Genomic DNA, 13,838 nt, shown 5'->3' on the forward strand with positions numbered 1-13,838 from the left:
CCTGCTTCTCCATTAGGTGCGCAGGCTTATAGACGAACCAAAACCTGCCGCTTCATGTGCATGCTCTATGCAATGAGGGCATATACCCGAGATTCAATAGCAACTGCGAAATTTCCTACTAAATCGCTAGGTTTCTCCGACAAGATGAACTTTGCCGGGCCGACTATCCTCAGAACCCTTACTGACGCAAAACCACCGTTCGAGGAGAGAGCTATGAGTATTGTTAAAAAAGCATCCGCGCATTGGGAAGGTGATCTGAAGACGGGCCTGGGTTCCATCTCCACGGAAACCGGCGTGCTGCGCGAAGCACCCTATGGCTTCAAGGCCCGTTTCGAAGGCGGCAAGGGCACCAACCCTGAAGAGTTGATCGGCGCGGCCCACGCTGGCTGTTTCTCCATGGCATTTTCCATGATTCTGGGCGATGCCGGCCTTAAGGCTGACAGCATCGACACTCAGGCTGAAGTGACCCTGGACCAGGTGGATGGCGGTTTTGCGATTACCGCCGTGCATTTGGTCTTGAAAGCCAAGATCCCCGGCGCAAGCCAGGCGCAGTTCGAGGAACTGAGCAAAAAGGCGAAGGAAGGCTGCCCAGTGTCGAAAGTGCTGAACGCAAAAATCAGCCTGGATGCCACGCTGGTCTAACTGACACAGCAAGATCCCCTGTGGGAGCGGGCTTGTGTGGGAGCCGGGCTTGCCCGCGATAGGTTCACCTCGGTTATCCAGTTGTATCGAGGCGTTGCCATCGCAGGCAAGCCAGCTCCCACAAAGGCCCGTTCCCATAGTTTGTTGTGCGTTAAATCAGAACTCGCGTTTAGATCGTTCCCACGCTCCCGCGTGGGAATGCAGCCCGTGACGCTCTGCGTCACACCTGCACAGAACTTGAATGCTGTGGGCGGGACGCGGAGCGTCCCAGGCGGCATTCCCACGCAGAGCGTGGGAACGATCTGATTCCCTGTGGGAGCGGGCTTGTGTGGGAGCCGGGCTTGCCCGCGATAGGTTCACCTCGGTTATCCAGTTGTATCGAGGCGTTACCATCACAGGCAAGCCAGCTCCCACACCAGCGCGCTCCCACAGTTTGTTGTGCGTTAAATCAGAACTCGCGTTTCCAAAATGTGGTCGAATAGCCTAGGCGCACACCCGTGCGCAGTGCATTCAGGGAGCTTCACACATGAAACGTTTTGCCTTGGCGATCATTTGCGGTGTATTGGCCACTTCGGCCGTGGCCGCGCCAAAAGATTGTGAAGAGCTCAAGCAAGAGATCGAGGTAAAGATCCAGGCCAAGGCGATTCCGTCTTACACCCTGGAAATCATCACCGCCGAAGAAGCCAAGAATCATGACAGCGCCATGATCGTCGGCTCCTGCGAAAACGGCACCAAGCGCATCATCTATCAGAAGAATAGCGACTGATCAGATGCAATTAACGCTGCGCTCCTCCGCCAACAGCTGACGCGCCGCGTTGTACAGCCGGATATTGGGCGTAAAAGCCAGCGAGCGCCCCTCCAGCACATAGCGTTGGCCTGCCTGGAAGTTGTCGTATTGCAGGGTCATGAAGCAGGTTCGGTCATGGGTCTGGTCCAGGCCGCCAAAGCCCGCCCCGGTGTTCACTTCGAAATCAAAGCGCACCATCAGCTCATGGCTGCCGGGTGGCACCTGGAAGAAACGCCCGTCGTTGAGGTTCTTGCCGTCCAGGCGCTGGGCCATCACCAGTTTGGCGCCGGGTGTCGGCGTGGCGAAATCGATCCAGGCCTGGTGCGGGTCCACCGGCGGGATTGGGGTCGAAGCACAGGCGCCGAGAAACAAGGCGGTGACGGGAAGCAAGAGCTGGCGCATGGCGGGCACTCAACGGTGGGTAAGAATTCAACCTGGCAGCCTGTGGCAACAGACGCTGTATCAGTATAAACACGCCACGGCATGGAAAAATTCCGTGCAGGCAGGATAGTCTGGCGGGCCAATAACCCAGGAGCGGTCGGTGCATGGTCAGGCGTTTTCTTCCAGGGTTGATGGTGCTGCTGCTCAGCGGCTGTTCCAGCGTGAGTTATTACAGCCAGTTGGCCAGCGGCCAATGGCAGTTGCTGCGGGCTCGGGAGCCGGTTGCCGAGGTCATCGCCGACCCTGCTCGCCCACAGGCGTTGCGCGCCCACCTGATGCAATCGCAGCAGGCCCGCACCTTTGCCAGTGAGCACCTGCACCTGCCTGACAACCAGAGTTACCGCCTGTACGCCGACATTGGCCGGCCTTACGTGGTCTGGAATGTGTTCGCTACGCAGGAATTTTCTCTCTCGCCCCAAACCCACTGCTTCCCTATCGCTGGGTGTGTGGCCTATCGCGGCTATTACAGCCAGGGCGCAGCACGCGGCGAAGCGGCGCTATTGCAGCAACAAGGCATGGATGTGTCGATGGGCGGCGTCGAAGCCTATTCCACCCTGGGCTGGTTCAACGACCCGATCATGAGTTCGATGATGCATTGGGGGGATGAGCGCCTGGCCACGCTGATCTTCCACGAGCTGGCGCACCAACGCTTTTATGTGAAGGACGACACCGAGTTCAACGAGTCCTATGCCAACTTCGTCGAGCAGGAAGGCACCCGTCAATGGCGTGCGGCGCGGGGCTTGGCGCCGCTGAGCAATGCGGCGTTGCAGCAGCGCGACCAATTTATCCGGCTGGTGCTCGATACCCGCAAACGCCTGGAGGCGTTGTACGCACAGCCCTTGGCGGCGGATGTGATGCGCCAGGCCAAAGCGGCAGAGTTCGAGCGCCTGCGCAGTGAGTACCGGCACATGCGCGACAGCCAATGGGGCGGTGACAAGCGTTATGACGCGTGGATCAACCAGCCGATGAACAATGCGCGGTTATTGCCGTTCGGGCTGTATGACCAGTGGGTGCCGGCGTTTGCGGCGTTGTTTGCGCAGCAAGGCGGGGATTGGGTGAAGTTCTTTGCGGCGGTGGAGAAGCTGGGTGGGTTGCCGGTGGAGCAGCGTAAGGCGGCGTTGCGGCAGTTGGAAGGTGGTGGCCGTTAGGGCCTTATCGCAGCATAACTATCTACCCTACCTGTTAACACAAAGTCTGTGGCAGGTGGGCTGTTGTGGCGAGCAGGCTTGTCCTGCGTTGGGCTGCGAAGCGGCCCCAGTAAAGGCACTGCAATTTTCCTGAAAGAACTCAGCGTCTGGGTTTGGCGCTGCTTCGCAGCCCAACGCAGGACAAGCCTGCTCGCCACAGGAGAAATTGGCTGCCTTCAAAAGTTGTAGATACCCATGCCCATCGCAGGCAAGCCAGCTCCCACAGTTTGAATTGTGAACACGGTCAAATGTGGGAGCTGGCTTGCCTGCGATAGCGGTCTCAGCCGCGCTGCAAAAACGCCTGATGCATCTGCTCCAGCGTCTCAAAATGCAAGGTCGGCGCCTCAGCATTCAGTTCTTCAAAACTACCAAACCCATAACCCACCGCCGCCGAATCCAACCCATTGCTGCGCGCCCCGATCAAGTCGTGCTTGCGATCACCAATCATCAGGGTAGTCGCCGGGTCCAAACCCTCTTCGTTCATCAGGTGCGCAATCAGCTCAACCTTGTTGGTGCGCGTGCCATCCAGTTCGCTGCCGTAGATCACTTTGAAGTGCTTGGCAAAATCAAAATGCCGGGCAATCTCACGGGCAAACACCCACGGCTTGGATGTGGCGACATACAGCTGGCGGCCCTGGCCGTTCAGCTCCTCAAGCAACGGCATCACGCCATCGAATACGCGGTTTTCATACAGGCCGGTGACCTTGAAGCGTTCGCGATAAAAATTCACCGCTTCCCAGGCTTTGGCCTCATCGAAGTCATAGAACTGCATAAAGGCTTGCAGCAAGGGCGGGCCGATAAAGTGTTCCAGCTTGGTCAGGTCCGGTTCATCGATGCCGAGTTTGCCGAGGGCGTACTGGATCGAGCGGGTGATGCCCTCACGCGGGTCGGTCAGGGTGCCGTCCAGGTCGAACAGCACGGTGGAGTAGTTCAGGGTCATCGGTCGAATCCTTCCGCCAGGTGCAGGTCTTTGAGCTTCACGTAGTTCGCGGCGCTGTAGGTGAAGAAGGCCCGTTCTTTGTCAGTCAGTGGGCGGATCTGTTTAACCGGGCTGCCCACGTACAAAAAACCACTCTCAAGTTTCTTGCCGGGCGGCACCAGGCTGCCGGCGCCGATGATCACATCGTCTTCCACCACCGCGCCGTCCATCACGATGCTGCCCATGCCGATCAGGATGCGATTGCCGACCGTGCAGCCGTGCAGCATGACTTTGTGGGCGATGGTCACGTCATCGCCGATCAGCAGCGGGAAGCCGTCCGGGTTGAACGGCCCGGCGTGGGTGATGTGCAGTACACAGCCGTCCTGCACGCTGGTGCGCGCACCGATGCGGATGCGGTGCATGTCGCCGCGAATCACGGTCAGCGGCCAAACCGAGCTGTCGGTGCCGATTTCGACATCGCCGATCACCACCGCCGAAATATCGACAAAAGCCCCGGCGCCCAGGGTTGGCGTGTGGTTCTGATAGGTGCGAAGGGTCACGATAGCCTCTCTCTTATAGGTTGATAGCTGCGGTGGGTGTTGATTGTAATTAAGATGGCCCCATCTTTGTCTTATCAGTTTCTTCAGCCAAGGTACCCACCGTGAGCGCGAACAACCCACTTTTGCAGTCCTACGACCTGCCGCCGTTCTCGGCGATCCGTGCCGAGCACGTGCAGCCGGCCATTGAACAGATCCTCGCCGACAACCGCGTTGCCATCGAAGGCATCCTGCAAAGCCAGGGCAAAAACCCTACGTGGGCCGGTCTGGTACTGGCCATGGACGAACTGAATGACCGCCTGGGCGCCGCCTGGAGCCCGGTCAGCCACCTCAACGCCGTGTGCAACAGCGCTGAATTGCGCGAAGCCTACGAGGCTTGCCTGCCGGCATTGAGCGCCTATTCCACCGAGATGGGCCAGAACCGCGAACTGTTCCAGGCCTTCGAAGCCCTGGCCAACAGCCCGGAAGCCGCCGGTTTCGATGTGGCGCAAAAAACCATTCTGGAACATTCACTGCGCGACTTCCGCCTGTCGGGTATCGATTTGCCGCCTGAGCAGCAAAAACGCTACGCCGAAGTGCAGAGCAAACTGTCTGAGCTGGGCAGCAAGTTCTCCAACCAATTGCTGGACGCCACCCAGGCGTGGACCAAGCACGTCACCGACGAAGCCACCCTCGCCGGCCTGACCGACTCGGCCAAGGCGCAAATGGCCGCCGCCGCCCAGGCTAAAGGCCTCGATGGCTGGCTGATCACCCTCGAATTCCCAAGCTACTACGCGGTAATGACCTACGCCCAGGACCGCGCCCTGCGTGAAGAAGTCTATGCGGCCTACTGCACCCGTGCGTCAGACCAAGGCCCGAATGCCGGTAAGAACGATAATGGCCCGGTGATGGAGCAGATCCTCGACCTGCGTCAGGAACTGGCCAAACTGTTGGGCTACGCGTCGTTCTCCGAGCTGAGCCTGGCGACCAAAATGGCCGAGTCCAGCGACCAGGTGCTGAGCTTCCTGCGCGACTTGGCCAAGCGCAGCAAACCCTTTGCCGCGCAGGACCTGCAACAGCTCAAGGCGTACGCCGCCGAACAAGGTTGCGCCGACCTGCAAAGCTGGGACAGCGGTTTCTACGGCGAAAAACTCCGTGAGCAGCGTTACAGCGTGTCCCAGGAAGCCCTGCGCGCCTACTTCCCGATCGACAAAGTGCTGAGCGGCCTGTTCGCCATCGTGCAGCGCCTGTACGGCATCGAGATCGCCGAGCAAAAAGGCTTCGACACCTGGCACCCGGATGTTCGCCTGTTTGAAATCAAGGAAAACGGCCAGCACGTCGGCCGCTTCTTCTTCGACCTGTACGCCCGCGCCAACAAGCGTGGCGGTGCGTGGATGGACGGTGCGCGCGATCGCCGCCGTACTGTCGACGGTGTGCTGCAAAGCCCGGTGGCGAACCTGGTGTGCAACTTCACCCCGGCCGACAGCGGCAAGCCTGCCCTGCTGACCCACGATGAAGTGACTACGCTGTTCCACGAATTCGGCCACGGCCTGCACCACCTGCTGACCCGCGTTGAACACGCGGGCGTGTCCGGCATCAACGGCGTGGCCTGGGATGCGGTGGAGCTGCCGAGCCAGTTCATGGAGAACTGGTGCTGGGAGCCGGAGGGCCTGGCACTGATCTCCGGCCACTACGAAAGCGGCGAGCCGCTGCCTCAGGACCTGCTGGAAAAAATGCTCGCGGCGAAGAACTTCCAGTCTGGCCTGATGATGGTGCGCCAGTTGGAATTCTCGTTGTTCGACTTCGAACTGCACGCCACCCACGGCGATGGCCGCACGGTGGCTCAGGTGCTTGAAGGCGTGCGCGATGAGGTCTCGGTGATGCGTCCACCAGCCTACAATCGCTTCCCCAACAGCTTTGCGCACATCTTCGCTGGCGGTTATGCCGCGGGTTACTACAGCTACAAGTGGGCCGAAGTGCTGTCTGCCGACGCCTTCTCCAAGTTTGAAGAAGACGGCGTGCTCAATGCCGAAACCGGCCGGGCATTCCGTGAAGCGATCCTGGCGCGCGGTGGCTCCCAGGCGCCGATGGTGCTGTTCGTCGACTTCCGCGGACGTGCACCGTCGATTGACGCACTCTTGCGCCACAGCGGCCTGAGTGAGGACGCAGCAGCATGAGTGATGGGCCTGTGGTGACCAAAAAGCAATTTATCGCCGGGGCGGTTTGCCCGGCGTGCGAAGAGTTGGACAAGTTGAAAATGTGGAACGAAGACGATGTGCCGCACCGCGAATGTGTGGCCTGCGGCTATTCGGACACGTTGAATGAACAAGGCAATTCGGTGCCCAAGGAATTGGGCACGCGGGTCAATACGTCGGCGTTGAAGGCGCCTGCGGACCCGAAGGTGCAGGCGGTGCAGTTTTTCCCTAATCCCAAGCTGAAAAAGGACTGATCCCCGACGCCTGCTTCTGCTTGGGGCGGGCTTTTTGTGGGAGTCGGGCTTGCCCGCGATGCAGGCACCGTGGTGTGTCATTCACACCGCGTTGAAGCTATCGCAGGCAAGCCAGCTCCCACAGCCAGCTCCCACAGAAAGGCGCGCTACAGTTGCCCTTCGGCCTTGTCTGTCGTGGTGATCCAGCTTTTTACCGAGCACAGTGCAAAGGCACTGGTGCTGCAGTCGCCATTGGCCAATGCTGTACGCAACTTGTCGATATCTGCCTTCATCATGTAGCGAACGCCGTCTTTAAAGCCGTTACTTGAACCAAAGCCGCCCAGCGTCATCTCGTTCAGCGCATCCTCTTTGCTCCAACCCTGAATCACCACCCGATACATCGCCGCCATCAGGCCAGTGCGATCGGAGCCGTGCTTGCAGTGCATCAGCACCGAGCCATGGGTTTCGGCTTCTTGAATGGCCCGGAGTGCCGCCAGCACGTCGGCATCGTCGACATGGTTGGTGCGATAGGTCAGCTGCACCTGTTTGATATCAGACGTCTTCAGCCAGGGCGCATCAGATTCCGGCAGGAAGTTGATCACCGTGCCGATCTTCAGATTTTGCAGCACCGGCAGCGCAGTGCTGTCCGGCAATGCACTGCGATACAGCGTGGGCGTCATCTGGTGCAGGTTGAATTGGTCGCCCACCGGCTGTGCCCACTCAGGCGAGCGGATAGACGTAGCCTCGTCGGCCTGGGCCTGCAGTGTGGTGAACAGTGCCATGAACGCCAGGCCAAAGGCGGGCAGTGATCGAATCGTGAACATGCGCATTGAGACCGAATGGGATAGGGCTGATGGGCTAAATATTCGCCTGCGAGGGGTCAATGCCGTGTGAGGTGGCCGTCAAAGAATCGTGAATCCGCCCATCTGATCCGCTGTTTTTCGCGCTGAATCGATTTCTCTTAATGCTTAGGCTGCTATCATTTGTAACTATTGATTGCCAGTGTGTGATATCCCTTTGGATCCAATGCCCTGGCAAACCATCACGCTGCTCCCAGAAGCGGCGGATAAACCCGTGACCACATGATGAGGTGCACCTATGTCTGATCAAGATCAGGACAACCCGCGGCGTGACTTTTTACGCAAATCCTTGACCTTGATCCCGGTGGTCACGGTTGCCAGCACTGGCCTTGGCGGCTCGATGTTGATGGCCACACCGGAGCCGGTGCAGGCCGCTCCCGCCAAAACGCCCGTCAGCGACAAAGCCTACGAGCCAAGCTACTTCTCGGCTGAAGAGTGGGCGTTTATCAACGCCGCCGTCGCCCGCCTGATCCCAGCGGATGCCCAAGGCCCAGGCGCCCTGGAAGCCGGCGCGCCGGAATACATCGACCGCCAGATGAACACGCCGTATGCCGCTGGCGCGTTGTGGTTCATGCAAGGTCCGTTCAACGCCGATGCGGCGCCAGAGATGGGCTGGCAGAGCAAACTGGTGCCCAAAGACATCTATCGCCTGGGCATTGCCGCCACGGATGCGTGGTCGAAGGCGTTCAATGGTAAAGCTTTTGCTGCGCAAGACAGCGCTACCCAGGATGACATGCTGCGACGCATGGAGGCCGGTGGCAGCGAGATGACTGCCCATTTCGAGGCCGTACCGGCCAAGATGTTTTTCAACCTGTTGCTGCAAAACACCAAGGAAGGCTTCTTCTGCGACCCGATCCACGGTGGCAACAAAGGCATGGTCGGCTGGACCATGATCGGCTTCCCCGGCGCCCGCGCCGATTTCATGGACTGGGTTGAACGCAACGAGCAATACCCCTTCCCGGCTGTTTCCATTCGCGGCGAGAGGGCATAAACGTGGCGACCATCATGAAGAAAGTGGACGCGGTGATCGTGGGTTTCGGCTGGACCGGCGCGATCATGGCCAAGGAACTGACGGAAGCTGGCCTCAACGTGGTAGCGCTGGAGCGCGGCCCGATGCAGGACACCTACCCGGACGGCAACTATCCCCAGGTCATCGACGAACTGACCTACAGCGTGCGTAAAAAACTCTTTCAGGACATCTCCAAGGAGACGGTGACCATTCGCCATAGCGTGAATGATGTTGCCCTGCCCAACCGTCAGTTGGGTGCGTTCTTGCCGGGCAATGGCGTGGGTGGTGCGGGCCTGCACTGGTCGGGCGTGCATTTTCGCGTCGACCCTATCGAGTTGCGCATGCGCAGCCACTATGAAGAGCGCTACGGCAAGAACTTCATCCCCAAGGACATGACCATCCAGGACTTCGGCGTGAGCTATGAAGAGCTGGAGCCGTTTTTCGACTACGCCGAAAAAGTCTTCGGCACCTCCGGCCAAGCCTGGACCGTAAAAGGCCAGTTGGTGGGTGAAGGCCGTGGCGGCAACCCGTATGCGCCGGATCGCTCCAACCCGTTCCCGCTGGAATCGCAGAAAAACACCGTGTCTGCGCAGTTGTTTCAGAAAGCGGCTACCGACGTCGGCTACAAACCCTACAACCTGCCATCGGCCAATACGTCGGGGCCGTACACCAACCCCTACGGCGCGCAGATGGGGCCGTGCAACTTCTGCGGTTTCTGCAGTGGCTACGTGTGCTACATGTATTCCAAAGCCTCGCCGAACGTGAACATCCTGCCGGCGCTGCGTCAGGTGCCGAACTTTGAGCTGCGGGCCAATTCCCATGTGCTCAAGGTCAACCTCGACAGCACCAAGAGCAAGGCCACCGGCGTGACCTATATCGACGCCCAGGGCCGCGAGTGTGAGCAGCCGGCGGACCTGGTGATCATCGCCTCCTTCCAGTTCAACAACGTGCGCCTCATGTTGCTCTCGGGCATCGGCAAACCCTACGACCCGATTACCAATGAGGGCGTGGTGGGCCGCAACTTTGCCTACCAGAACATGGGCACCATCAAGGCCTTCTTCGACAAGGACACCCACACCAACAACTTCATCGGTGCGGGCGGCAATGGCGTGGCCATCGATGACTTCAACGCGGACAACTTCGACCACGGCCCGCACGGCTTTGTGGGCGGCTCGCCGATGTGGGTCAACCAGGCTGGCAGCCGGCCGATTGCCGGTACGTCCAACCCGCCGGGCACGCCGGCGTGGGGCAGCGCCTGGAAGCGTGCCACCGCCGACTACTACACCCACCAAGTGTCGATGGACTCCCATGGTGCGCATCAATCCTACCGGAGCAACTACCTGGATCTGGACCCGGTTTACCGCGACTGCTACGGCCTGCCGCTGCTGCGGATGACGTTCGACTGGCAGGAAAACGACATCAAGATGAACCGCTTCATGATGGAGAAAATGGGCAAGGTCGCCGCGGCGATGAACCCCAAGGCCATTGCTGTGCTGGGCAAAAAAGTCGGTGAGCAATTCAACACCGCGTCCTACCAGACCACCCACCTCAATGGCGGCGCGATCATGGGCACCGACCCGAAAACCAGTGCGTTGAACCGTTACCTGCAAAGCTGGGATGTACACAACGTGTTTGTTCCGGGCGCATCGGCTTTCCCACAAGGCCTGGGCTACAACCCGACCGGCCTGGTGGCAGCGCTGGCCTATTGGTCGGCGCGGGCGATCCGCGAGCAGTACCTGAAAAACCCCGGCCCACTGGTTCAGGCATAAGGAGCGATGACCATGAAAGCACTTGTTATCGCCAGTTTTGCCCTGTTCAGCAGTTGCTCGGTGAGCGCTGCCGAAACCGATTTGATCAAGCAGGGCGAATACCTTGCCCGTGCCGGTGACTGCGTGGCCTGCCACACCGCCAAGGGTGGCAAACCCTTCGCCGGTGGGCTGCCGATGGAAACCCCGATCGGCGTGATCTATTCCACCAACATCACCCCGGACAAAACCGGCTTGGGCGACTACAGCTTCGAAGACTTCGACAAGGCCGTGCGCCATGGCGTCGCCAAGAACGGTAGTACGCTTTACCCGGCGATGCCGTATCCGTCCTACGCGCGTGTCAGCGACAGTGACATGCAGGCGTTGTATGCGTATTTCATGAAGGGCGTGGAGCCCGTCGCCCAGGAGAACAAGGACAGCGATATTCCCTGGCCCTTGAGCATGCGTTGGCCGTTGGCGGCGTGGCGCTGGATGTTCGCGCCGGCGGTCGAGGCGCATCAGGCGCAAGCCGCCACCGACCCGGTGGTCGCTCGCGGTGCCTATCTGGTTGAAGGCCTCGGCCACTGCGGCGCCTGCCATACACCGCGTGCCCTGACCATGCAGGAAAAAGCCCTCAGCGCGACTGACGGCAACGCGTTCCTGTCTGGCAGTGCGCCGCTGGAAGGCTGGATCGCGAAAAGCCTGCGCGGCGACCACAAGGACGGCCTTGGCAGTTGGAGCGAGGAGCAACTGGTGCAATTCCTCAAGACTGGCCGCAGTGACCGCAGCGCAGTGTTCGGCGGCATGAGTGATGTGGTGGTGCACAGCATGCAGTACATGTCCCAGGACGACCTCACCGCGATTGCGCGATACCTCAAGAGCCTGCCGGCGGTGGACCCGAAGGACCAGCCGCATCAGTACGACAAGCAGGTGGCCGAGGCGCTGTGGAAAGGTGACGACAGCAAGCCGGGCGCGTCGGTGTATATCGACAACTGCGCGGCGTGCCACCGTACCGACGGCCATGGTTACACGCGGGTGTTCCCGGCGCTGGCGGGTAACCCGGTGTTGCAGACGGCGGACGCCACCTCGTTGATCAACATCGTGTTGAACGGCGGCACCTTGCCAGCCACCCACACGGCGCCGTCGACTTTCACCATGCCGGCGTTCGCGTGGCGCCTGTCGGACCAGGAAGTCGCGGATGTGGTCAGTTTCGTCCGTGGCAGCTGGGGCAATAAAGGCGCGCCAGTCAAAGCCAGTGACGTGGCAGACCTGCGCAAGAGCGATATGCGCACCACATCGGGTGACGATTTGGGGCAGGTAACGCAAAAGCACTGATCTTGCCCTGGCCGCCAAACGGCACTGGTCAGAAACCTCGCGCCTCGATACTGTATATAAAAACAGTATCGAGGCGTTTTCATGACTACTGCGCTGCCGCCCCGTGGCCGGGGCACGGCCACTAACCTGCACAACCGCTTTGCGCCGACCGTCAGCGTGGCCGAAGACGACGGCTGGTTCCAGGAAGTGCCACCGACCCAGGGCACCGAAGTGCGTATCGAAACGGCCAAGAGCATCATCACCCGCAACAACTCGCCGGATTTGCCGTTCGACCGCTCCATCAACCCCTATCGCGGTTGCGAGCATGGCTGACTGTAGTGTGTGATTGGTACATATGAATGCAGAGCTATTTCGCGGCATATATAGAAGAGAGTTGAGCTATCGCGTGTTGAGGCGTTTCGCCCTTGGAATATTCTGTGACAAACGGTGCAATCCAGCAGCAGTGCGGCCTACACGGATATACCGCGTTTCATACACATTTTACCCACAACGTTATCCACAGGTAGTGCGTTGATAAGCCCCCAAAAACGCATTATCTTGTACCCCGCCTCTCCGACACCCCCTACATGTAGTGTTCGCCATTGAGAAAGTGCCGAAAGTTTCTGTAGATGACCCCCATGACGCACGGATTAATGGTGGCTGAAAGGTGGCAGCACAGGCCCTTATTAGGCCCTCCTGAGGCCCTCAGGAAGCGCAAATGCGTTATTAGGCATCGTGTTTGATGGCGGAGAGAATAAAGTGGCGTAGAGAGGCCCCTGGGGGCTTGCAGAGGCAGGTAGATGACTATATAGTGGCCACACAAACGCAAAAACCCCAAATTAATGGGGTCTAAGCAGAAGATGTCTACGAGCAGTCGCGTTCAGGTCCGCTAAAACATGACGCGACTACTCGTACCCTTCGGCTAATGCGTTTCAGCACTGTCGAAAGAAGGACGCCATTAAAAGCCAATTGATGCAATTGCGTCAATCGGTGATTGATCGGTGGTCGTCTCCAGACAGGTGCGATTAACTTAAACCCTGCTGGAGACTGCCCAAATGGACATGTCGATTGGATTCACCCGCAACACCACTATCGGCGCCAAAACGGTGCCGGTTCGTCAATATCGTCGGTTCCGCTTCGGTGAATGGGAGGATGTCTGCCACCACCGTCGTAGCCCACCGCGTTAAGACGTGAAAGTCGCCACCAAGCTCTTGCTGATTTGGTGGCTTCCTACGGTAGTTCCTCTACCATCGAACACTTCGCAACTCGAAACGCCTTCGACCTTCCGGTTTATCCTGGCGCCTCCCCAAGTACATCCCCGCCATCGTCTTTTTGCCTATCGCTCCAGCAATAATGATAGTTAAAACCTATCGATTGGGTTTGAGTAGTCGACGTACGCCCCTCTATAGATTTCACGTTATCCATTGCTTATATGAACTATGTCTAAGGTAGAGTGCCGGTCTAGTCGGTAGTATTGCCTTAATCATGGAAAGGATTGGCGATGAAAGCTTGGACAATAGGCACGGGTCTACTGATCTTCGCCGTTAGCGGTAACGCATTGGCCATGGATGGAAACGGCCTCCTAAAGGCTTGCCAGGGCGCTGTCAGGTTCAGTGACACTCGAGTAATGGACGACGAGTTCTCATCTGGCTACTGCTTTGGTGTATTGCAAACGGTAGGGGAAATGATGGTTGTGATAAACCCAATCCTTAAGCCTGAAAAGCAGGTTTGTGCCCCTAAGGGGATGACCAATGAGCAGGCCGCCCGCATTACCGTGAAGTATCTGAAAGAAAACCCCTCGAAGCTCCACCAAGATGGCAGCAGTCTCGTGGTATTTGCTCTTTGCGGATTTCGGAACACCGTGACCGGCCGTTTCGGTTGATCGTGACCGCTCATTTCGCTAACGCGTGACCGCTCATTTCGGTAGCAACGTGACCGATTCTCCGCCTGTTCCGAAACAGGTGGTCACG

General features: G+C 59.0%; 14 protein-coding genes and 1 pseudogene. 11 read left to right on the forward strand and 4 right to left on the reverse strand.

The genetic code is table 11. The features are described 5' to 3' along the window. Positions 1-213 precede the first annotated feature (213 nt). Both HBO23_RS28900 and HBO23_RS28905 read left to right on the forward strand, forming a co-directional pair. On the forward strand, positions 214-642 hold the full coding sequence (locus HBO23_RS28900) for an OsmC family protein (protein WP_017137919.1): 429 nt from the start codon (positions 214-216) through the stop codon (positions 640-642). Between the two features lie 526 nt (positions 643-1,168). Beyond that, complete coding sequence (locus HBO23_RS28905; protein WP_017137918.1) at positions 1,169-1,408, forward strand: DUF1161 domain-containing protein; 240 nt, start codon at positions 1,169-1,171, stop codon at positions 1,406-1,408. Here the strand turns inward: HBO23_RS28905 and HBO23_RS28910 are convergent, their stop codons facing one another. Continuing rightward, positions 1,409-1,831, reverse strand: coding sequence for a hypothetical protein (locus HBO23_RS28910; protein WP_170040615.1), 423 nt, complete (start codon positions 1,829-1,831; stop codon positions 1,409-1,411). Positions 1,832-1,974: 143 nt separating this feature from the next. On the opposite strand from HBO23_RS28910, the gene HBO23_RS28915 reads away from it, so the two are divergent. Then, positions 1,975-3,018: an aminopeptidase gene (locus HBO23_RS28915; protein ID WP_138450621.1), complete on the forward strand. Its 1,044-nt coding sequence runs from the start codon at positions 1,975-1,977 to the stop codon at positions 3,016-3,018. Positions 3,019-3,337: 319 nt separating this feature from the next. On the opposite strand, the gene HBO23_RS28920 is transcribed toward HBO23_RS28915, so the two are convergent. Next, complete coding sequence (locus HBO23_RS28920) at positions 3,338-3,997, reverse strand: HAD family hydrolase (RefSeq protein ID WP_170040616.1); 660 nt, start codon at positions 3,995-3,997, stop codon at positions 3,338-3,340. After that, the gene (locus HBO23_RS28925) at positions 3,994-4,536 is read right to left on the reverse strand and encodes a gamma carbonic anhydrase family protein (RefSeq protein ID WP_056860985.1); all 543 of its coding nucleotides are present in this window, start codon (positions 4,534-4,536) and stop codon (positions 3,994-3,996) included. Before HBO23_RS28925 ends, HBO23_RS28920 begins: the two co-directional genes overlap by 4 nt. A 101-nt stretch (positions 4,537-4,637) precedes the next feature. Here HBO23_RS28925 and prlC point away from each other — a divergent pair, with 101 nt between their 5' ends. Both prlC and HBO23_RS28935 read left to right on the forward strand, forming a co-directional pair. After that, positions 4,638-6,689 (forward strand): oligopeptidase A, encoded by a 2,052-nt coding sequence (gene prlC / locus HBO23_RS28930; protein ID WP_017137913.1) that lies wholly within the window; start codon positions 4,638-4,640, stop codon positions 6,687-6,689. Then, on the forward strand, positions 6,686-6,961 hold the full coding sequence (locus HBO23_RS28935; RefSeq protein ID WP_170040617.1) for a YheV family putative zinc ribbon protein: 276 nt from the start codon (positions 6,686-6,688) through the stop codon (positions 6,959-6,961). Before prlC ends, HBO23_RS28935 begins: the two co-directional genes overlap by 4 nt. A gap of 146 nt (positions 6,962-7,107) precedes the next feature. Here the strand turns inward: HBO23_RS28935 and HBO23_RS28940 are convergent, their stop codons facing one another. Then, positions 7,108-7,764, reverse strand: a complete 657-nt coding sequence (locus HBO23_RS28940) for a dual specificity protein phosphatase family protein (protein WP_170040618.1) — start codon at positions 7,762-7,764, stop codon at positions 7,108-7,110. 274 nt (positions 7,765-8,038) lie between these two features. Between HBO23_RS28940 and HBO23_RS28945 the strand changes: the two genes are divergently transcribed. The 6 genes and pseudogenes from HBO23_RS28945 (at position 8,039) to HBO23_RS28965 (ending at position 13,750) form a co-directional block, all read left to right on the forward strand. After that, on the forward strand, positions 8,039-8,791 hold the full coding sequence (locus HBO23_RS28945; RefSeq protein WP_170040619.1) for a gluconate 2-dehydrogenase subunit 3 family protein: 753 nt from the start codon (positions 8,039-8,041) through the stop codon (positions 8,789-8,791). Between the two features lie 2 nt (positions 8,792-8,793). Beyond that, positions 8,794-10,578 carry a GMC family oxidoreductase gene (locus HBO23_RS28950; RefSeq protein ID WP_170040620.1) on the forward strand — a complete coding sequence of 595 codons (1,785 nt, stop codon included), beginning with the start codon at positions 8,794-8,796 and terminating at the stop codon, positions 10,576-10,578. 12 nt (positions 10,579-10,590) lie between these two features. After that, the gene (locus tag HBO23_RS28955) at positions 10,591-11,889 is read left to right on the forward strand and encodes a cytochrome c (RefSeq protein ID WP_138450610.1); all 1,299 of its coding nucleotides are present in this window, start codon (positions 10,591-10,593) and stop codon (positions 11,887-11,889) included. A gap of 81 nt (positions 11,890-11,970) precedes the next feature. Beyond that, positions 11,971-12,198 (forward strand): annotated as a pseudogene (locus HBO23_RS28960) (radical SAM protein); the annotation flags it as partial. Between the two features lie 725 nt (positions 12,199-12,923). Further along, entirely contained in the window at positions 12,924-13,055 is a 132-nt protein-coding gene (locus HBO23_RS33990; protein WP_262378249.1) for a hypothetical protein, read from the forward strand. A gap of 314 nt (positions 13,056-13,369) precedes the next feature. Further along, positions 13,370-13,750, forward strand: coding sequence for a Rap1a/Tai family immunity protein (locus tag HBO23_RS28965; RefSeq protein ID WP_170040622.1), 381 nt, complete (start codon positions 13,370-13,372; stop codon positions 13,748-13,750). The last annotated feature ends 88 nt before the right edge of the window (positions 13,751-13,838 follow it).

It is taken from the genome of Pseudomonas sp. WS 5532, from assembly GCF_012985445.1.
Taxonomy (GTDB): Bacteria; Pseudomonadota; Gammaproteobacteria; order Pseudomonadales; family Pseudomonadaceae; genus Aquipseudomonas; species Aquipseudomonas edaphica.

What these genes read in the sequence shown, in the direction of transcription:
- HBO23_RS28915 (WP_138450621.1), top strand. Translation starts at nt 1,975, where the DNA reads ATGGTCAGGCGTTTTCTTCCAGGGTTGATGGTGCTGCTGCTCAGCGGC.
- HBO23_RS28955 (WP_138450610.1), top strand. Translation starts at nt 10,591, where the DNA reads ATGAAAGCACTTGTTATCGCCAGTTTTGCCCTGTTCAGCAGTTGCTCG.
- HBO23_RS28945 (WP_170040619.1), top strand. Translation starts at nt 8,039, where the DNA reads ATGTCTGATCAAGATCAGGACAACCCGCGGCGTGACTTTTTACGCAAA.
- HBO23_RS28910 (WP_170040615.1), bottom strand. Translation starts at nt 1,831, where the DNA reads ATGCGCCAGCTCTTGCTTCCCGTCACCGCCTTGTTTCTCGGCGCCTGT.
- HBO23_RS28920 (WP_170040616.1), bottom strand. Translation starts at nt 3,997, where the DNA reads ATGACCCTGAACTACTCCACCGTGCTGTTCGACCTGGACGGCACCCTG.
- HBO23_RS28905 (WP_017137918.1), top strand. Translation starts at nt 1,169, where the DNA reads ATGAAACGTTTTGCCTTGGCGATCATTTGCGGTGTATTGGCCACTTCG.
- HBO23_RS28900 (WP_017137919.1), top strand. Translation starts at nt 214, where the DNA reads ATGAGTATTGTTAAAAAAGCATCCGCGCATTGGGAAGGTGATCTGAAG.
- HBO23_RS33990 (WP_262378249.1), top strand. Translation starts at nt 12,924, where the DNA reads ATGGACATGTCGATTGGATTCACCCGCAACACCACTATCGGCGCCAAA.
- HBO23_RS28940 (WP_170040618.1), bottom strand. Translation starts at nt 7,764, where the DNA reads ATGTTCACGATTCGATCACTGCCCGCCTTTGGCCTGGCGTTCATGGCA.
- HBO23_RS28965 (WP_170040622.1), top strand. Translation starts at nt 13,370, where the DNA reads ATGAAAGCTTGGACAATAGGCACGGGTCTACTGATCTTCGCCGTTAGC.
- HBO23_RS28935 (WP_170040617.1), top strand. Translation starts at nt 6,686, where the DNA reads ATGAGTGATGGGCCTGTGGTGACCAAAAAGCAATTTATCGCCGGGGCG.